Below are 19,075 nucleotides of genomic sequence, written 5' to 3' on the forward strand. Positions count from 1 at the left end.
CATATATTTTTTACATAAAACGACCCTTTATTTATTGCAAAACAATCTTTATCATCTACCTGTTTTAGTAACATCAAAATATCAAATTATATATACACGCCCATCCTTGTTCTTTTTAAAAAAGAAACAATAATGTAAGAAAACAATAAAGTGAAAATTAAACTCACAAAGGGGATTACATACCTATTCAAATCAAGCATCACTGAAGAATAATAAAAGAAGTAAATCAAAAAGAACTGATGTATCAAATACATCCCATATGAACTTTTATTTAAAATATGCCATGTATTATGAAGTTTCCCTTTAAAAGTAGAACATATATGCCATAAAAACATGACTCCTATGAAATTAATAGCATATTTTACCATAAATAGTGATAGACTATTACCTATTTTCATTAAAAATAAAATAATTAATAGGATATACGATATTCCATAAATCAATAAGCTTCTTTTACGTTCTAAAATTGAAAAATACTCTTTCTTGTTATAAACAATACTTCCTAAAAGCATAAAAGGGAAATAGAAAAAGGCATTAGAAATTCCAAAGGGTAATCCGAATCTCATTACTAACAACGAGATTGGAATAATTACCAGCATATTCCAATATGAAATCTTATATCTACAAATATAGAACCTATAAATATATAGTAAAACATAAGCCCAAAATATCATAGGAAGAAACCATAAATGCCCAGGTCCACATAATAGGCTTAATATATTCCAATTTTCTCTCTCATACAACAAAATATATATTATTCCAAAACATAAACCCGGTAATAATATTCTTTCAGCTTTCTTTCTTATAAAATTGATAAAAGAAAGCTCTTTGCTTTTTAATATATTATGTTCAAACAAATAGCCTGAAATGAATACAAAAGCACATAATTGAAAACTTATAAATATAGGGTTTACATATTGATACTCTTTTACATATGGAATAGAAGAGCCACCCCATGCCCCAGAATAAATAGCAAAAGCATGTCCTATGATAATCGAAAGGATACAAATAGGCCTCATTAATATTATCTCAGGCAACATTTGCTTAGAGTCTACCATCTATGATCTTTTTGTTCAAGAAAGCTTTTACATCATATACCACACATTTCTCATTTTTCAAATGAGATACATCTAAATCAATAAATTCAGAATGAGATACAGCCAATATTATAGCATCATATTTATTTTCAGGAAACTGTTCAGAGACGCAAAAGCCATATTCCCTTTGAACAGTCAATGAATTCACCCAAGGATCATACACAGTAAGGTTCGTGTTATATTCTAACAATGCATTATATATATCTATCACTTTAGTATTCCGTACATCCGGACAATTCTCTTTAAATGTGAAACCAAGTATTAGAATATTTGAATTCAATACTTGAATACCTTTTTTCAGCATCAACTTTACAACTTGGTTTGCCACATATTCTCCCATTCCATCATTCATTCTACGACCTGCAAGAATAATTTCCGGATTATATCCATAGCTCTGCGCACATTGAGCCAAGTAGTAAGGATCAACACCAATACAATGCCCACCAACAAGACCAGGCTTAAAGGGTAAAAAATTCCATTTGGTGCTTGCAGCCTCCAAAACATCCTGTGTATCTATCCCCATGCAATTGAAGATCTTAGATAATTCATTGACAAAAGCAATATTGATATCTCGCTGCGAATTTTCAATCACTTTTGCTGCTTCAGCTACTTTGATGGTAGGAGCCAAATGAGTGCCTGCTGTAATAACGGAAGCATATACATCATTAATAATCTTACCTATTTTAGGGGTAGATCCAGAAGTAACTTTCTTTATTTTTTCAACTGTATGTAATTTATCGCCCGGGTTAATTCTTTCCGGTGAATAACCTGCATAAAAGTCTACATTAAACTTTAGTCCGGATACCTTCTCTACTACCGGAATACATTCATCTTCTGTGACACCCGGATACACTGTTGATTCATAGACTACAATATCACCTTTAGAAAGTACCTTACCAACTGTAGTGCTTGCTCCATACAATGGAGTCAAATCCGGATTATGATATTTATCAACAGGGGTAGGAACTGCCACTACATAAAAATTACAATCACGAATTTCCTCAATATCTGTAGTACACTTAAATCCATACTCCTCCAATGCGGATTGTAACAACTCGTCTGAAACTTCAAGTGTAGTATCGTGTCCAGACATCAATGTATCAACACGTGCCTGACTCATATCAAAACCAATTGTTTCGTATTTTGTAGAAAATAGACGGGCCAAAGGAAGCCCAACGTAACCGAGACCGATTACGGCAATTTTTATAGTATCCATATTTTGCGTAATTTATTTCTTCAAAAATGATTCAATAATTATTTCAGATAGGTTTATATGTGATTTTATAAAATTCAAATCCGGAGTCCAGTAGCCTTCACATTCCGTGTAATCAGGATCAGTACCATAACTGACTTCAACTATTAACGGTTCCGAATTTACATCATGAATAAAATCAAAAACACCTATTTGTAATTTCAGTTTTTGGGAAACTTCATAAGCCATTTTCACACATCTAATGTCTACAGCGCTAACATCAGGCAAAAGTATATGAGACCCTGAAGCACGAAAATCACCCTTTCTAACCCCACGCCTCTCTCCAATAATCTTATCACCGACAACTACTATTCTTGTGTCAGTATTGTTGTTTGGAATAAAATCCTGAAAGTAGATATATCCTTTCTCTGGAGCATGCATCCGTGCATATTTAGGCTTTATAAATAAACGGGCAATACCTTTTATAACATCAATAGCAGAACCTTTTCCAGCCAAAAACTGTGATATACGTTCATTCAAATAACCTATTGAATTGAATTGAGAAAAACCTTTATGGAAGGATCTATTTATGAGATTTCTTGCAGATCGAGAATTTTTTACCAGCTTGACATTTGACGCACCAGCTCCGCCTCTCAATTTGAAAACTTTTGGGAAAGATGTATTTTTTATCCACTGAAGGGCTTCTTCTGAATTGTAGAAAACATAAGTTGGAACAAAAGGAACTGAAATGGCTTCAAACATATATTTTTGTCCTAACTTATCATCGAAATGCCAGTTAGTATTAAAATCAGGAAATACTTTTTTCCCAGCCATTTGCAAAGAGAATAATAGTTGTTTAGCAAACAGAGCATCTCTATAATCGATATGATAATAATGCCACATGAAAACATCACAATCCGAAATTTGTCGGATAATATCCGAATCATATGCATTAACTATTTTATATGGAATTGAATGTGTTTTGCAGTAATCGATCCATCCTTCTGAAAAAGACTTTGCTCTATGGTGAATAGCTATTTTCATTCTTCTGTTCTATTTTCCCAATACCACTTAACCGCCTCTTTCAATCCATCTTTCATACTAAATTTCGGACTATAACCCAATAATTTCTTCGCTTTATCAATGCATGCCAATGAATGAGGTATATCTCCCAAACGATTGGGACCGTGTACAATCTCGACTTTCGCTATTTCCGGATCATAATCGCTAAGAAATTCTTTCAAATACTCTACAAGTTCGTTCAAAGTAGTACGTTCACCAAAAGCCGTATTGTAAACCTGATTGACTGCGTCAGGATTGGTTGTTTGCATGGCCAACATGTTCATCTGGATTACATTATCAATATAGGTAAAATCACGGCTGTATTCACCGTCACCATTGATCGTAGGGTTTTCATGAGAGACAAGTTGCTTTACAAACAAAGGGATAACGGCCGCATAAGCTCCCTGCGGACTCTGTCGTCTGCCAAATACATTAAAATACCGCAATCCTATAGTTTCAATACCATAAGTTCTGGAAAACACATCAGCATAAAGCTCGTTTACATACTTAGTAATGGCATAAGGAGAGAGAGGCTTCCCTATCACATCCTCTATTTTAGGTAATGATTTACTATCCCCATAGGTAGAAGAACTGGCTGCGTAAATAAAGCGTTTAACCTCAGCATCACGGGCCACTGTAAGCATATTGAGAAATCCAGAAATGTTTACATCATTGGTGATTATCGGATCTTTTATTGATCGAGGAACTGAACCTAATGCCGCTTCATGAAAAACATAGTCTACACCTTCAACAGCTTTTCTACAATCTGACAAGTTTCTAATATCACCAACAATCAATTTAAATTGTCTAGAATATTGATTTAATAATGGCAATAAATTTTCAATTTTTCCAGTAGAAAAATTATCTAAACAAACAACATCATATGATTGGGACAACAAATATTCACAAAGATTGGAGCCAATAAAACCGGCTCCACCAGTAACTAATACCTTTAACATAATATTTATCTTATTTTTTTACTTCAGTAGTAGGCATCAATTTTAGACATATATCATCTAAATCGCCTATTATTAGCAGGTCATGATCGCCTATTAAACCATTAATTTACAGTCCATTACACTTCACTCCACGGATACGGATTCTCCTCCATCCCCTTCAGCAGCTCCACTATTTCCGCCTCATCGGGGGTAAGGTCTCTACCACTCCAACCATGGATGATCTCACGGGCTTCACGGGCCAAATCCTCGTCGAACACCTCACCATAACAGTAGGTCAGCAACTGTACTTTTAGCAATGAGCCGGGTAGCTTGTCGAATACCTCCCAGCAACGATCCAATACATGCTGAATACGCTCCTGCTTGTCACCGTCGTTGTAAAGAGTTGCATTATAACCCATCAGAAGAGCCAGACACAACGAAGCTTCTTCCTCGGAAGTGGAGCCACGCTGAGCGTACAAAGCATTGGCCTGATGAAAAACGTCACGGTTCAAACGGGTGAAATGGTCGCTATAGATGGGACTCTCGTCCATACCTAAATAAAGGAGTTCATGCGCGGAAGCGTACAAAGCGGAAATGTTTGATTCTAAGGGGTTCATACTTATGTTATTTTTCTATTATCGGTTCTACAAAAGAGGGATGGACAAACGTGGTGGCAACGGCCATGACGCCTTCAATGGAGACTACCACACGACGGTCGTTACGAACACGGACAAACTCGCCTTCGACCCCTGCAAAGATGCCACCGGTGATGCGGACACGAGTACCTTTGCGAATCGACAGCTCGGAAGGCTCAAAGTAGAGTACGGCCTGATCGTAATTACCGGAAACGGCCATGAAACTGCGCATCTGAGAGTCGGGGACGACAATCGGGCTATGGCATTCGCGGTCCATGATATAGCGGATAGGAAGTAGAATGCCGCGCGTCTCCTTGATGGCATCAATCCGGCTACGGGAAGTACGGACAAAGACCAGGTTGTGAATGGCAGGGACCAACTTTCGTACGCGCCGGCCGGCCTTCACGGTGTACTCGTAGCGCATTGGAATAAAATTCTCTATATTCTCGGAATTGAGATATTCCTGCAAGGCAAGCTCGCGACCATAGGTTATACGCAAGGCATACCAATGGATGTCAGTTAATTCGTTCACGTCAGGATGTTCTTTGGGGACACCGGAGTAGCGAAATACCTCCCGGTTAAGTTATGTAATGCGGATTGTGTTATGTGACTCCGTGCATCCATCTTATCTCATGTGCCTCCACTATCTCAGAAGGAGGAGCAAGAAATAGTTATTTTAGCGCAAACCAAAGTAATTTGCTATAAACGAAGAGGTTAGAAGCTAAAAGCGTTTCAATAGACGTTCGTTTAATGGCACGCTTTTTTTCTAACATTTCCGAAGGAGTTTTCATCAGAATAATGTGTTAAGATCATAAATTAGAACATTAATATAATATGCTGTTTTACTGATATATACATATTTAGATTCTCACCAACAACAAAAAAAATATCAAAATATTTTGTTGAATCGAATATACCCTTTACCTTTGTGCCATTAAACGAACGTCTATTGAAACACTTTCCCCTTCCGTTTTTTCAAATCACCGTCAGAAACTTACTATATGATTATGTGTTTGTGTAGTAATAGGAGGTGGTACCCCCTCCTCCTATTACTACACAAACACAATACTCTTAGAAGGTTTATATACACGTATAAGAAACTCGACTTAAAAAGCTCGTTTAGAAAAACAATTAGTATCTTTACAAAGATTTTAATTTAAAAACAATGAAAAGCATCGTAAAAAAGTGCTAATTGCACGTTTACATTCGAATGTGAAGAGTTGGGTATCAAAATCCAAGACAGTAAATTATCTCTAAAACTGCAAAAAGTAATTGATGCAGTGAAAAATCCACTTCAAAGATGTATCATAACAGGCTCACACAAAGAGTTTCTTGAAATGATCGTCCTATTATGGGAGCAAGGCGGATTAACCTTACCGGGAAAGAACAATTTCAACAAACTGGCAGATTACATCTACAAATTCTATGATGTCAGGGATGAGAACAATCCTGAGAGGAGCATTACCTTAGAGAGCATAAGGTCAGAGACTTACCTTTACCACGGGGAGGAATAATCCACACTGAATTTATCGTGGTTTTCGGGTGCCGAAAACCACGATTTATACTTCAGAAACAACGTTCTAACTTTGCCGGCATCAAACTATAACTTTAAAATCGAGCCGAAGTATGAACACAACCGGAAAAGAAATCTTTATCTCCACCTTTTGCGGATTTAGCAAAAACGCAGGAGACTGTCTTCTCTCTGAAAAATTACAGGAAATATCTTCCCTGGTAAATGAAAAAATTATAGAGAAAATCAGGGCATTGACACGTTATGGAAAGAAGGAAGAGGCCGCCCGCGTAAAAAGACAGTTGACGGGTAGCACGCTCTCCGCCACTTACAAAGAACGAAGGGTACCCGAAATGATTGACATCTACAATGACTTGCAGATGATGGATCTGGACGGAGTACCGGAAAACAGTATGGAACGGTGCAAAAAACTCATCATGAAAAGCCCCCATACCCTGTTTTGCTTTACCAGTCCATCAGGAAACGGACTGAAAATAGGAGTTTACATGCAGGATACCCTTTCGTGCCGACTGCGTGAGGAGTTATTACAACGCAAAGAAATCGGCTACGAAGAACTGGAGCAATACCACAAACAGATGTTCGGCTATGCCAAAGACTATTACGAGGAACTGTGCGGTGTAGAAGTGGATGCCAGCGGAAGTGACATCGGCAGGCTGTTCTTCACCTCTTACGATCCTGAGATATACATCTGCGAGAAGGCTTTGAAACGGGTGGTGATACCGGATATTACCATTCTTCCGCCCAAACCGGTGGAGAAGAAAAAATCGTCCAGGCAGTGGTTGAAAGAAGAGATGCCAGGAGATGCATCGGTAGATTGCACGCAAATCGGACAGGGAATACAGATGGAATTCCAAAGCTGCGTGCGCAGTTTGCAAAGGCAGAAGACGTATGAACCGGGAAACAGGGATAACTTCATCTATGCACTGGGAAACAAATGTTACCGGAAAGACCTGCCCGTTGCAGCCGTAGCGGCATTGGCTGCCAAACAGTTCGGTGCGCCCGACCTGGACATCTCACGGATCATAAACAACGCATACAACTACACGTCGCGCACGGACAAGCAGGAAGAGGAAAAGAAGAAGCCGCTTGCCGTCAAAATCATAGAATACCTGACGGAGCATTACCAAATCCGCAGAAACACCGTACTCGGACAGTTGGAATTCAAGGAAATAGTGAAAAAGACAAAGAAAACGAAGGCTCAGGCAGTCCCGTTCGTCATCATGAGGAAAGAGGATTACAACTCCATCTTCTACGACTTGCTGATGAACGGGATGTCGTGCCAGCTCAACACGGTGAAGAGCTTGGTCAACTCGCGATATGCCAAGAACTACAACCCTTATGAGGAATATTTCTATGGGCTGAGGAAATATGACGGACAGACGGATTACATCGCCCGTTTGGCTGCCACGGTAAAAACGACCAATCAACCTTTTTGGGAGGATTGCCTGAAAAGATGGTTGGTGGGGTTGGTAGCCTGTGCCCTAGAAGACACTAAGGTGAACCAACTGGCCATCATCATGAGAGGGGAACAGGGGAAAGGGAAAAGTACCTGGATCCACCATTTGCTACCGCCTCAACTGGGCAGATACTACCGCAACGGCATGTTGAATCCGGACAATAAGGATCATATGCTCTTCCTCAGCCAATGCCTGATTATCAATTTAGAGGAGTTTGAAGGGATGAGGAACGACAACATTGCGGCACTGAAACGGCTTATCACTCAGGAGTCTGTGACCGAACGGAAACCTTTTGATACGGATGCCGACCTGTACATACGCCGTTGTTCGTTCATAGCAAGCACCAACGAACCGAGATTTCTCAAGGATGCAGGAGGTGAATTCAGGCGTTTTCCTACCGTCACCGTTCTGGAGATGGATTACCAAACTCCGGTGGACTATGCGGGCATTTATTCGCAAGCGTTGCAGTTGTGGAGAGAGGGGTTCCATTACTGGTATGAAAAGGAAGAGATCAACCGGCTGAACGAACTAAACCGGGAATACAGCCTGGCAAGCATCGAGGAGGAATTGCTATATGTGTATTTCAGGAAACCGGAGCCGAAGGATCTGGAGATAAAATGGATGCCGGTATCGGCTATACTGACGTTGATCAGCATGAACGGCAGGGTGCAGATGAACGACCGAAACCAGAGAAATCTGGTACAGGTACTTGAGAGGGATGGTTTCCGGAAAAGGTCGAGTGCGAACCGGATTTATGAGTACGAGGTGGTTCAGTATAAATTTGAAGAGATGGAACGGAATTGTAAGATGAGAAAGGAAAAAGAGGGGGAAATCAACAATCAACAATCAACAATTAATAATTAATAATTAACAATTAATAATTAAAAAGAGAGATGGGAGAAGGGGGGATGTTTTACTCTAAATAAAAAGGTGATTATGGGATAGGTATTTATACAATAAAAGGATATGAATATATGAAATGCCTCGTTAGGTCTATTCCTACGAGGCATTTCATATATTGGCATTTTCTTTACAGAAGACATATACACTTTAGGGAATATCCAGATACTGAATGATCAGGCGAACTTGCCGCCTACTGTAAGAATGGTCGTTCTTCCCCTCTCCTGCCTGGTACATCCGGGCATACAACTCTTTGTTACTGCGAATCCAGTAACGAAATTTTCTCATTGCATAGACCAGTGGTAAATTCGGTAGGTACATGTGAGCTAAATCGGCTTTAAAATAAGACTTGACTACAAATGCTTCTTCTTCATCTTCTTCTTTCATAATCGGAATGTTTTAATGATTAATTTGTTCATCAAATATAACAATAATATCACAAACAAGCAAATTAAAACAATCATAATTCACTATTAATCAAAGTATTTATAATATAAATCAATCTAAGAAAAAGTAGGTCATTTCATTCTTAGAGATTGATATATCTTTGTCATGTCGAAAGGATAAAATTATTTATCAATCAAACAATTAATCATTATCAAACATGGGAGTACCCTTTAAAAAGATTGCTAGAAAAGACCCGCGAAAGGCAGACGCGGTGGAGAAGTTCTACCCACAGTTAGTAACAGCAGGTCCTAATGCGGATCTGGACAGTATCGCTTTCAAGATGAAAGAGAAAAGTTCGCTCACGCTGGGGGACATCCAGAGTGTATTGACCAATTTCGTGGAAGCGATGCGTGAAACGCTTTACAGCGGACAGTCGGTCAATATCAAGAATTTTGGCGTATTCAGTCTCTCGGCACGCACCATGGGGACGGAAGACATCAAGGAGTGTACGGTCAAAAGCATCAAGGCCGTAAAGATAAACTTCCGGCCGTCTTCCAGTGTACGTCCGGACATCACCAGCACACGTGCCGGTGAAAAGATAGACTTTTATGACCTGGAGGCATTGCTGAATAAAAAAGACGGGGAAGACGGGGGAGATCACGGAGAAGACCCGACGGTGTAAAGAGAAGAATAAATTAAAACGTAGAATTTAAAAACGAAAAAAATGGGAACAAGAAAATCCGTATGGGATACGATCCTGAAAATTGTCATTGCCGTAGCATCGGCCGTATTGGGAGCATTGGGAGGCAATGCAATGAATTTGTAATGAGAGACAGCTCACAGGGAGCTTGCTCACTCGGTCTTTGACATTTTGTAAAGCAGGAAACTCCGGGATTCAGGTATTCAGACTTGAATCCCGGAGTTATCAAATACCAGAAATCCGGCAAGGAAAATTCATACTACCTTCCATTCCTCTATGTTCCGGGTCTTAGAGCTGAAGTTCACACCGATCTTGAAGAGCTTCCGGGGATCGTGTACGAAAGGAAGCGCGTAGTGCTTTTCCTCGATCTGGCGTAAAGCCTCATCGGCAGTACCATCAAACTTGAACTCCATGATATAAACAAAGCGGTCGGTCTGCAAAACAAGGTCAATACGGCCTTCGGAGGTATGGTATTCAGCTTTCACATAGAAACCGACCAATTTGAAGACGATGAAGAGAACATTCTGATAATGCAACTCAAGATCGCGAACCAATTCATAAGGGGTATCGGCAAAGAAGCTCTGAAGGCGGTGAAAAAACGAATCGTAATCACCGCTCTTCACCTCGTTCACAAACTTCATGATCTGGAAAGAAGAATTACCGACCTCAACATTGGCATAATAAGGCAGCAAATATTTGATGAAGCCTTCCTCTACCTCTTTATTGGGAAAACCTAAACGATAAATTCCAAAATCTTTATTATAACCTTTGATCGTCAGGTAACCGCTCTGGTAAATCACAGGAATAGGATTCTTTGAAGTGGAATCAATGCTGTTCAAGACATCAGCATCCGTTTCCTCTTCGGACATCCGGTACAGATCATAATGGTCACGTTTCAACAATTCTACCAGATAAGAAGGGGTTCCCGTCTCGAACCAATAGCTACCGAATTCCATCTTGTAGAAGGTATTAAGCAAGCTGAAGGGATTATAGATTCCTTCCACCTGATAGGTAAAATGATAACCGTCATAACGGGCTTTCAGCTCATGGCATACGTCTTCATAACTCAGTCCTAATGTGGTGGACAAGCCATGCAGCTCATCTTCAAAATCAGTATGGATTTCGGACTCTGTCATGCCACAAAGAGCCACGTATTGCCGATCCATCGAGATATCATTCAGGTTGTTCAAGTCACTGAATACACTGACCTTTCCAAACTTGGTGACACCGGTTAGAAAAGCAAAACGGATATAACCGTCCAGACTTTTCAAGACACCGTAAAAGGGCTTTAATGTATTCCGATAAGACTCCTGTAACACCGGATCGCCAATGGCTTGCAGCATCGGTTTATCGTATTCGTCCACTAAAACAACCACACGTTGACCTGTCATTTCATAGGCTCTCTGAATCACCTTGTAAAAACGTTCTTCCGGGGCGCGATCGGAATAGGGTGAATTGTATTTGCTTTCCCACTCCTCCAGATGTTTATTCAGCTCGTGGAGCAAAGAGGATTCCGTATCATACTTACGCGCATTCAAATCCAAATGAAGCACCGGATACTTCGTCCAGTTCTGTTCCAGCCGTTCCATGGCCAAACCTGTGAACAGCTCTCTCTTTCCTTCAAAATAAGCCTGTAAGGTAGAAAGCAAAAGGCTTTTCCCAAAACGACGGGGACGACTCAGAAAATAATAACGCCCGGTATTGGCTAATTCATACACCAAAGCGGTCTTATCCACGTAAAAATAACCATCTTTACGCAAGCTCTCAAAATTCTGGATGCCGATCGGATATAGTTTATTCATAATAGTCTTTCATTTCAACTCATACAAAGATACGCAATAGTATAAGAATTCAAATACAATTGAAGTTTTTTATGTCAATACGTTAACATCGACTTAAAAGCCAATAACCGGAAAATAAAATAAACAAGACTCGGAAATGTCTTTTATTTACTAATTAAAAACATAACTATCAAGCAATTGTTTTTTCTCTTCTATTGAAAGTATCCCCCAATCGGGAAACGACTTATAAAGAACAGGAGAAGTATACCCGGAGGCTTCAAATTCAGAAGGTACAATATCCTCCTGATTTGTAAACATTATTTTTTCACCATGCACACTAAATTGTTTAGTATCCAAGTCATTATACAAACGATTCACTCTCACCCCCTTTCTCTTTGAATAATGAATATAATAATCTACCGGATAAGCCAACGCATCCCGTATCTCATAAAATCGGACATGAGCTATATTCTTGTTCCCAAAAGCTAATAAGCACCGTGCCACTGGACAGTTTACCATATATAATGCATCATAAGCTTTCCGAGGCACAATCGCAGGTTTCAAAGAATAAATTCTTTCTTTCAAAGAATCTATAAAAAGCCTGTCTTCTCTCTTTATTTTATATTTCGTTTTACAAGCATCTATGAATGCTCCAGCCGGAACAACCATTTTTTATATACAGCCCAATAAGTTATTTTCCCTAATTCTTCTTTACATAACAAGAGCTTGACTTCCCCGACCTACCCCCTCCATTTAGAATATTCTTGTCGGAAAATATGCTCAAACCGACCAGCCTCTTTATCATTCAACAGTATAGGAGTCATGCTGGATAGACCTATTCGATAGATGTCAAAGGGAGTATCGAGATAGTATGCTTTATATTTTGAAGAAGAAAGAGAATCTGTGACTTCCTGATTTTGTCCATACAAAATAATCGGGAACATAAAGAAATAACATAACATGGATATCTTCAAACTCAACGTCATAACTTTATAGTATTAAATTTTCAATTAAAAAAGACGAATATAAGAATAATCTTTATTATCCTTTATATCCGTCTTCCTATTTTCTTTGAAAAAACCGTTATTTATACTCTTCCCAGCTTTTTATCGCAATGTCATCCACACTCATCGTACAAAAGGCATTGATAAAGGCACTCGCAAGGCGTGCATTCGTTATCAACGGTATGTTCAGGTCGATAGCTGCCCGACGGATCTTATATCCGTTGTCAAGCTCCCCGGCCGTAAGATTCTTGGGAATATTGACAACCATGTCTATCTCTTTGTCATGGAGCATTTGAAGTGCCTGCGGATGTTTATCGGATTCGCTCGGCCAATAAACCAACGTACTTTCAATACCGTTCTCAGCAAGCGCACGATGAGTACCTCCGGTAGCAAAAAGCTTGTATCCCTTCTCTACCAACATGTGGGCAGCTTCCATCATATCCGCTTTTTGTTTGGGAGTACCGGTGGACAACAGAATATTCTTCTTCGGAATACGGTAGCCGACAGAAAGCATGGCTTTCAAAATGGCACAGGAAGTATCACTTCCAATACACCCCACTTCACCGGTAGATGCCATATCCACACCTAGCACCGGATCGGCTTTCTGCAAACGGTTGAAAGAAAACTGGGATGCCTTGATTCCCACATAATCGAGTTCAAAGAGATTCTTTGACGGTTTCTCCACCGGAAGTCCCAACATCACTTTCGTAGCCAGTTCGATAAAGTTTATCTTCAAAACTTTGCTCACAAACGGGAAACTACGGCTGGCACGCAAATTACACTCGATCACCTTTATATCGTTCTCACGAGCCAAGTATTGAATATTGAACGGCCCGGAGATATTGAGTTCTTTGGCAATCTCACGACTGATGCGTTTGATACGGCGAACCGTCTCCACATACAACTTCTGCGGTGGAAACTGGATGGTAGCGTCTCCGGAATGTACACCTGCAAATTCGATATGCTCGCTGATAGCATAAGCCACGATTTCACCGTTCTGAGCCACAGCATCCATTTCCACTTCTTTGGCATGTTCGATAAACTGGCTCACCACAACGGGGTGTTTTTTGGAAACATTGGCCGCAAGTTTCAGGAAACGCTCAAGCTCCTCCCGGTTGGAGCATACGTTCATCGCTGCACCACTAAGCACGTAAGACGGACGGACCAATACGGGGAAACCCACTTCTTCCACGAACTCATGAATATCGTCCATAGACGTAAGTTCCCGCCAACGGGGTTGATCCACTCCGATACGGTCGAGCATGGCAGAAAACTTCTCCCGGTCTTCGGCATTATCGATGCTTTTGGCAGACGTACCGAGTATAGGGATGTTCTGCGCATCCAGCCTGAGTGCAAGGTTGTTCGGAATCTGTCCGCCGGTAGAGACAATTACCCCATGCGGATTCTCCAGTTCGAGTATATCCATCACCCGTTCAAAAGTCAACTCATCGAAATAAAGGCGGTCACACATATCGTAGTCCGTTGAGACAGTCTCGGGATTATAATTGATCATGACACTCCGCCACCCTTCCTTGCGAATGGTATTCAAAGCCTGTACACCGCACCAGTCGAATTCAACGGAAGAACCGATACGATAGGCTCCGGAACCAAGAACGACAATCGATTTATGATCGTCAGGATATTGCACATCGTCTGCAACGCCACTATAAGTCAGATACAGGTAATTGGTCTGAGCCGGATATTCGGCAGCCAGCGTATCGATCTGTTTCACCACCGGAATCACACCGACATTCTTACGATGATTGCGGACATAGAGAATACCGTCTTCCATATCCCCATCAAAACCGATAGCCCGGGCGATCTGGAAATCTGAAAAGCCCTGTCGTTTTGCTTTTTTCAGCAAGTCAAGAGGCAGATCGGCAATCTGTTTATGATTATTGCCCCAGCCATGCAACTCCTCGGAAGTATGCATGATGTTCATCAGTTTCTGAAGAAACCATTTATCGATCTTTGTCAACTCATGAACCTGATCGATGGTATATCCGGCACGGAATGCCTTGGAGATTACAAAAATACGCTTGTCGGTAGGCTCGCGCAACGCTTTGTCAATATCGGGAATCACAAGTTCCTTGTTTTCTACAAAACCGTGCATCCCTTGCCCGATCATACGCAACCCTTTCTGGATAGCCTCTTCAAAAGTGCGGCCGATAGCCATCACCTCTCCGACCGATTTCATGGAAGAACCCAATTCCTTGTCGACCCCATGAAACTTCCCTAAATCCCAACGGGGAATCTTGCAGACAACATAGTCCAGTGCAGGTTCAAAAAAGGCACTCGTTGTTTTGGTAACTGAATTCTTGAGATCGAACAAACCGTATCCCAAACCCAGTTTGGCAGCAACGAACGCCAACGGATAACCGGTAGCCTTTGATGCCAGCGCAGAAGAGCGTGACAAGCGGGCATTTACCTCGATCACCCGGTAATCCTCCGATTCGGGGTCGAAGGCATACTGCACGTTACATTCGCCCACAATACCGATGTGGCGGATAATGCGGATGGCAAGTTCACGGAGCTTATGATATTCTTTATTGGTCAATGTTTGTGAAGGTGCAATGACGATAGACTCGCCCGTGTGAATGCCGAGGGGATCGAAATTTTCCATGTTACAAACGGTAATACAGTTGTCGAAGCGGTCGCGAACCACCTCATACTCCACCTCTTTCCATCCTCTCAGAGACTTCTCCACAAGCACTTGGGGAGAGAAAGAGAAGGCTTTTTCGACCAATATATCGAGTTCTTCCTCATTGTCACAGAATCCTGATCCCAAACCACCGAGAGCATACGCAGCACGCACAATCACCGGATAGCCCAATTCTTTGGCTGCACGTCGGGCATCTTCGGCATTCTCCACAGCCTCGCTTTTGATGGTTTTTACATCGATTTCGTTCAGCTTATCAACAAAGAGTTCCCGGTCTTCCGTATCAATGATAGCCTGTACCGGTGTGCCCAGCACCTTCACATTGTATTTATCGAGAATACCCTCTTTGTATAAAGCGACCCCACAGTTCAAAGCAGTTTGTCCACCGAAAGCCAGCATAATGCCGTCCGGCTTTTCCTTCCGGATTACTTTTTCTACAAAATAGGGAGTGACAGGAAGGAAATATATCTGGTCGGCAACCCCTTCACTGGTTTGAACCGTCGCAATATTCGGATTGACAAGAATGGTTTCAATGCCCTCTTCCTTCAAGGCTTTCAGAGCTTGTGAACCGGAATAGTCGAACTCACCGGCTTCACCGATTTTCAAAGCACCGGAGCCTAAAAGCAGGACTTTCTTTCTATTTTTTTCTTTCATTATAGTCGGTTATTATTAAAGCAGATTTACAAATTTATCGAAAAGAAACTCCGTGTCTGTCGGGCCACTGGCGGCTTCGGGATGGAACTGGGCTGAGAACCAAGGATTCGTCTTATGACGAATGCCCTCATTAGAGCCATCGTTCATATTGATGAACAAAGGCTCCCAATCAGTACCCAACGTGTTATTGTCCACGGCATAACCATGATTCTGCGAAGTGATGAAGCAACGTTCCGTACCCACCATGCGTACCGGCTGGTTATGGCTACGATGACCGTATTTCAATTTGTATATCTTTGCGCCACCTGCTTTGGCAAGCAACTGGTTGCCCATGCAAATACCAAAAACAGGAAGTTTCGGATTTTGCATCGCCTTACGGATATTTTGTACAGCGGCATCACATGTATCAGGATCACCCGGGCCATTGGATATAAACAGACCGTCAAATTCCAGTTCGTTGAAATCATAATCCCAAGGCACACGGATCACTTCCACGTTACGTTTCAACAGGCAACGGATAATATTGGTCTTTACACCGCAATCGACCAGGACAACCTTCTTTGATCGAGAACCGGAATTTGAAAGTTGAAATTTTAGTTGGGTGGAAGGAGTATCTTTGCTATAACCATTTTTTTTGTTGCCGGCATAGTGAATTATTTCTTTGCAACTTACTTTGTCTACATAATTAATGCCGGCATAGGAAGATTCGGGTAAATGATCCGGTTCATTGCCAAAAACAATCCGTCCCATCATGACACCCTGTTCACGGAGAACCTTGGTCAGCTCACGGGTATCGATACCCGTGATACCGGGAACCTGTTCACGCTTCAACCAGTCAGCCAGACTCTCTGCGGCATTCCAATGGCTATATTCTTCCGAATAATCACTTACGATGATGGCTTCCGCATGAATCTTTTCACTTTCCATAAAGGTAGCCAAGCCATTCGGTTCGGTGGTAAACGGTGGGACACCATAATTACCAACCAACGGATAAGTGAGAACCATCAACTGTCCGGCATAAGACGGGTCGGTGAGGCTCTCGGGATATCCTGTCATGGCAGTATTAAATACCACTTCACCTGCCACCGGCTTTTCGTACCCGAACGAACGACCGTGAAAAACACTTCCATCGGAAAGTATCAGTTTCACCTTTTTTTCATCTCCTATTATATTACTCATATATGTAATTAAAATTGATACACCTGTTCTATATAATTTATAAATGCTTCATTGAGCATTTTCACACCTCCCGGTGTGGGGTAGTCACCGCTAAAGTACCAATCGCCTTTATGGTCAGGGCAGGCTTCATGAAGACCGTTCAACGGCTGATATACGATTTCAACCTTCGCTTTCGTTCCCTTTGGAGTAAGTAACTCGACCATTTTGGCAGAAATCTCTTCATCTGTAAAAGGAGCATATATTTCCTTTACATAATTCACCATCTGTTCCTTGGGCAACCCTACCTGATCTTTAGACTTCCGGTAGGCAGCCGCTATAACATCCTTCATGTCGCGCTCTTTCAGCAATTCGATAGCGGCTTTAAAAGCAATAAACTCGCTCATCTTAGCCATATCGATGCCATAATAGTCGGGATAACGTACCTGTGGGGAAGAACTGACTATGACAATCTTCTTCGGTCCAAGACGGTCAAGAATGCCGATAATGCTTTGGCGAAGGGTGGTTCCACGTACAATACTGTCGTCTATAATCACCAGATTATCGATGCCGGCACGGAGACTGCCATAAGTGATGTCGTAAACATGTGCCGCCAGATCATTCCGGCTATTGCCTTCGGCAATGAACGTCCGGAGCTTAATGTCCTTGATTGCTACTTTCTCACTCCGGATGCGTCGGGAAAGAATCGTTTCCAGCTCCTTCCTATCGGGGTTGTGTCCCAATGAAGCAATCTGCCGCACCTTCTCTTCATTCAGATAGTTATCCAATCCCTCGAGCATACCATAGAAAGCAACCTCGGCTGTATTCGGAATAAATGAAAAAACCGTATGGTCGATGTCATTATTAACCGCCTTCAAAATACGGGGGATCAACTTTTCACCCAATAGTTTACGTTCCCGGTAAATATCGACATCACTCCCCCGGGAAAAGTAGATACGTTCAAAAGAACATGCTTTCTTCTCGCGTTGCTTATTGATCTGGGCGGTACGCAACCGACCGTTTTTATTGATAATAAGTGCTTGCCCCGGAAGCAACTCTTTTATTTCCTCCACCGGTAGGTTCAGAGCCGTCTGGATAACAGGACGTTCGGAAGCTAAAACGGCTATCTCCTCATCCTGATACCAGAACGCAGGACGAATCCCCCAAGGATCGCGCAATGCGAAAGATTCACCGCTTCCGGTCAAACCGCAAATCACATATCCCCCATCCCATTCTTTGCTGGAACTTCTCAAGACATTGGCAAGGTCGATATGATCTTCTATATAATTGGTAATTCCCATACCGGTCAGTCCTTCCGTCTCGGCAAGGTTAAAGAGGCGTTCCACTTCACGATCCAACCGATGCCCCACCTGTTCGAGCATGATATACGTATCGGCATACTTACGAGGATGCTGTCCGATGGCTGTGATACGGGCAAATATTTCATCGACATTCGTCATATTGAAATTACCACAGAGAGCCAGATTCTTGGCACGCCAGTTGTTTCGTCTCAGGAAGGGATGCACATAAGATATCCCGGATTTCCCTGTGGTAGAATAGCGTAAATGCCCCATATACGCTTCACCGGCAAAGGGAAGCGTACGTTTTACGAACTCCACATCATGCAACTGTTCGGAGGTGATATCTTTGAAATTACCTTGTACCGTTGCAAAAATGTCTGTGATAGCACCCGAACCCAACGCCCGTTCACGGAACATGTATTCTTCACCGGGATTGGCTTCCAGCTTCACACAAGCCAGCCCAGCTCCTTCCTGACCCCGGTTATGCTGCTTTTCCATCAACAGATAGAGTTTGTTCAAACCGTACATCCATGTGCCATACTTCTTTTCGTAATATTCCAGCGGCTTAAGTAGGCGAATCATGGCAACGCCACATTCATGCTTTAACTGTTCCATCAAATCC

The 19,075-nt window shown here is 41.7% G+C and carries 17 protein-coding genes; 4 read left to right on the forward strand and 13 right to left on the reverse strand.

The window, feature by feature from the left end:
* Positions 1 to 86: 86 nt before the first annotated feature.
* The 6 genes from H8744_RS16740 to H8744_RS16765 all read right to left on the reverse strand — a co-directional run bounded on the left by H8744_RS16740 (position 87) and on the right by H8744_RS16765 (position 5,456).
* Positions 87 to 1,058, reverse strand: a complete 972-nt coding sequence (locus H8744_RS16740) for an acyltransferase family protein (protein ID WP_262435944.1) — start codon at positions 1,056 to 1,058, stop codon at positions 87 to 89.
* Positions 1,045 to 2,313 carry a nucleotide sugar dehydrogenase gene (locus H8744_RS16745; protein WP_262435945.1) on the reverse strand — a complete coding sequence of 423 codons (1,269 nt, stop codon included), beginning with the start codon at positions 2,311 to 2,313 and terminating at the stop codon, positions 1,045 to 1,047. Before H8744_RS16745 ends, H8744_RS16740 begins: the two co-directional genes overlap by 14 nt.
* Before the next feature lie 12 nt (positions 2,314 to 2,325).
* Complete coding sequence (locus tag H8744_RS16750; RefSeq protein ID WP_262435946.1) at positions 2,326 to 3,333, reverse strand: ATP-grasp domain-containing protein; 1,008 nt, start codon at positions 3,331 to 3,333, stop codon at positions 2,326 to 2,328.
* Positions 3,330 to 4,310 (reverse strand): SDR family oxidoreductase, encoded by a 981-nt coding sequence (locus tag H8744_RS16755; protein ID WP_262435947.1) that lies wholly within the window; start codon positions 4,308 to 4,310, stop codon positions 3,330 to 3,332. Before H8744_RS16755 ends, H8744_RS16750 begins: the two co-directional genes overlap by 4 nt.
* A 116-nt stretch (positions 4,311 to 4,426) precedes the next feature.
* Positions 4,427 to 4,906: a UpxZ family transcription anti-terminator antagonist gene (locus tag H8744_RS16760; RefSeq protein WP_262435948.1), complete on the reverse strand. Its 480-nt coding sequence runs from the start codon at positions 4,904 to 4,906 to the stop codon at positions 4,427 to 4,429.
* A gap of 7 nt (positions 4,907 to 4,913) precedes the next feature.
* A complete protein-coding gene (locus tag H8744_RS16765) occupies positions 4,914 to 5,456 on the reverse strand; it encodes a UpxY family transcription antiterminator (protein WP_262435949.1) in 543 nt (180 codons plus the stop codon).
* A gap of 748 nt (positions 5,457 to 6,204) precedes the next feature.
* Between H8744_RS16765 and H8744_RS16770 the strand changes: the two genes are divergently transcribed.
* Together H8744_RS16770 and H8744_RS16775 are read left to right on the forward strand one after the other, a co-directional pair.
* Positions 6,205 to 6,438 (forward strand): hypothetical protein, encoded by a 234-nt coding sequence (locus H8744_RS16770; protein WP_262435950.1) that lies wholly within the window; start codon positions 6,205 to 6,207, stop codon positions 6,436 to 6,438.
* A gap of 112 nt (positions 6,439 to 6,550) precedes the next feature.
* Entirely contained in the window at positions 6,551 to 8,776 is a 2,226-nt protein-coding gene (locus H8744_RS16775; protein WP_262435951.1) for a VapE domain-containing protein, read from the forward strand.
* 186 nt (positions 8,777 to 8,962) lie between these two features.
* Here the strand turns inward: H8744_RS16775 and H8744_RS16780 are convergent, their stop codons facing one another.
* On the reverse strand, positions 8,963 to 9,199 hold the full coding sequence (locus H8744_RS16780) for a DUF4248 domain-containing protein (protein ID WP_262435952.1): 237 nt from the start codon (positions 9,197 to 9,199) through the stop codon (positions 8,963 to 8,965).
* A 217-nt stretch (positions 9,200 to 9,416) separates the two neighbouring features.
* Between H8744_RS16780 and H8744_RS16785 the strand changes: the two genes are divergently transcribed.
* Together H8744_RS16785 and H8744_RS16790 are read left to right on the forward strand one after the other, a co-directional pair.
* Entirely contained in the window at positions 9,417 to 9,881 is a 465-nt protein-coding gene (locus H8744_RS16785) for an HU family DNA-binding protein (protein WP_262435953.1), read from the forward strand.
* Between the two features lie 42 nt (positions 9,882 to 9,923).
* On the forward strand, positions 9,924 to 10,025 hold the full coding sequence (locus H8744_RS16790) for a smalltalk protein (RefSeq protein WP_262435954.1): 102 nt from the start codon (positions 9,924 to 9,926) through the stop codon (positions 10,023 to 10,025).
* 128 nt (positions 10,026 to 10,153) lie between these two features.
* Here the strand turns inward: H8744_RS16790 and H8744_RS16795 are convergent, their stop codons facing one another.
* From H8744_RS16795 to H8744_RS16820, 6 genes are all read right to left on the reverse strand, one after another.
* Positions 10,154 to 11,701 carry an ATP-binding protein gene (locus H8744_RS16795; RefSeq protein ID WP_262435955.1) on the reverse strand — a complete coding sequence of 516 codons (1,548 nt, stop codon included), beginning with the start codon at positions 11,699 to 11,701 and terminating at the stop codon, positions 10,154 to 10,156.
* Positions 11,702 to 11,851: 150 nt separating this feature from the next.
* A complete protein-coding gene (locus H8744_RS16800) occupies positions 11,852 to 12,349 on the reverse strand; it encodes a hypothetical protein (protein ID WP_262435956.1) in 498 nt (165 codons plus the stop codon).
* 71 nt (positions 12,350 to 12,420) lie between these two features.
* A complete protein-coding gene (locus tag H8744_RS16805) occupies positions 12,421 to 12,666 on the reverse strand; it encodes a hypothetical protein (protein ID WP_262435957.1) in 246 nt (81 codons plus the stop codon).
* Between the two features lie 97 nt (positions 12,667 to 12,763).
* On the reverse strand, positions 12,764 to 15,997 hold the full coding sequence (gene carB / locus H8744_RS16810; RefSeq protein WP_262435958.1) for a carbamoyl-phosphate synthase (glutamine-hydrolyzing) large subunit: 3,234 nt from the start codon (positions 15,995 to 15,997) through the stop codon (positions 12,764 to 12,766).
* Between the two features lie 15 nt (positions 15,998 to 16,012).
* Positions 16,013 to 17,176 (reverse strand): glutamine-hydrolyzing carbamoyl-phosphate synthase small subunit, encoded by a 1,164-nt coding sequence (carA, locus tag H8744_RS16815; RefSeq protein ID WP_262435959.1) that lies wholly within the window; start codon positions 17,174 to 17,176, stop codon positions 16,013 to 16,015.
* 8 nt (positions 17,177 to 17,184) lie between these two features.
* Positions 17,185 to 19,068 (reverse strand): amidophosphoribosyltransferase, encoded by a 1,884-nt coding sequence (locus H8744_RS16820; RefSeq protein WP_262435960.1) that lies wholly within the window; start codon positions 19,066 to 19,068, stop codon positions 17,185 to 17,187.
* Positions 19,069 to 19,075 lie beyond the last annotated feature (7 nt).

Origin of the sequence: Jilunia laotingensis (assembly GCF_014385165.1) — a bacterium.
In the GTDB taxonomy this organism is placed as follows: Bacteria; Bacteroidota; Bacteroidia; order Bacteroidales; family Bacteroidaceae; genus Bacteroides; species Bacteroides laotingensis.

Coding starts and splice junctions, on each gene's coding strand:
- H8744_RS16740 (WP_262435944.1), bottom strand. CDS start 1,058: ATGGTAGACTCTAAGCAAATGTTGCCTGAGATAATATTAATGAGGCCT.
- H8744_RS16745 (WP_262435945.1), bottom strand. CDS start 2,313: ATGGATACTATAAAAATTGCCGTAATCGGTCTCGGTTACGTTGGGCTT.
- H8744_RS16750 (WP_262435946.1), bottom strand. CDS start 3,333: ATGAAAATAGCTATTCACCATAGAGCAAAGTCTTTTTCAGAAGGATGG.
- H8744_RS16755 (WP_262435947.1), bottom strand. CDS start 4,310: ATGTTAAAGGTATTAGTTACTGGTGGAGCCGGTTTTATTGGCTCCAAT.
- H8744_RS16760 (WP_262435948.1), bottom strand. CDS start 4,906: ATGAACCCCTTAGAATCAAACATTTCCGCTTTGTACGCTTCCGCGCAT.
- H8744_RS16775 (WP_262435951.1), top strand. CDS start 6,551: ATGAACACAACCGGAAAAGAAATCTTTATCTCCACCTTTTGCGGATTT.
- H8744_RS16780 (WP_262435952.1), bottom strand. CDS start 9,199: ATGAAAGAAGAAGATGAAGAAGAAGCATTTGTAGTCAAGTCTTATTTT.
- H8744_RS16785 (WP_262435953.1), top strand. CDS start 9,417: ATGGGAGTACCCTTTAAAAAGATTGCTAGAAAAGACCCGCGAAAGGCA.
- H8744_RS16790 (WP_262435954.1), top strand. CDS start 9,924: ATGGGAACAAGAAAATCCGTATGGGATACGATCCTGAAAATTGTCATT.
- H8744_RS16795 (WP_262435955.1), bottom strand. CDS start 11,701: ATGAATAAACTATATCCGATCGGCATCCAGAATTTTGAGAGCTTGCGT.
- H8744_RS16800 (WP_262435956.1), bottom strand. CDS start 12,349: ATGGTTGTTCCGGCTGGAGCATTCATAGATGCTTGTAAAACGAAATAT.
- H8744_RS16805 (WP_262435957.1), bottom strand. CDS start 12,666: ATGACGTTGAGTTTGAAGATATCCATGTTATGTTATTTCTTTATGTTC.
- carB (WP_262435958.1), bottom strand. CDS start 15,997: ATGAAAGAAAAAAATAGAAAGAAAGTCCTGCTTTTAGGCTCCGGTGCT.
- carA (WP_262435959.1), bottom strand. CDS start 17,176: ATGAGTAATATAATAGGAGATGAAAAAAAGGTGAAACTGATACTTTCC.
- H8744_RS16820 (WP_262435960.1), bottom strand. CDS start 19,068: ATGGAACAGTTAAAGCATGAATGTGGCGTTGCCATGATTCGCCTACTT.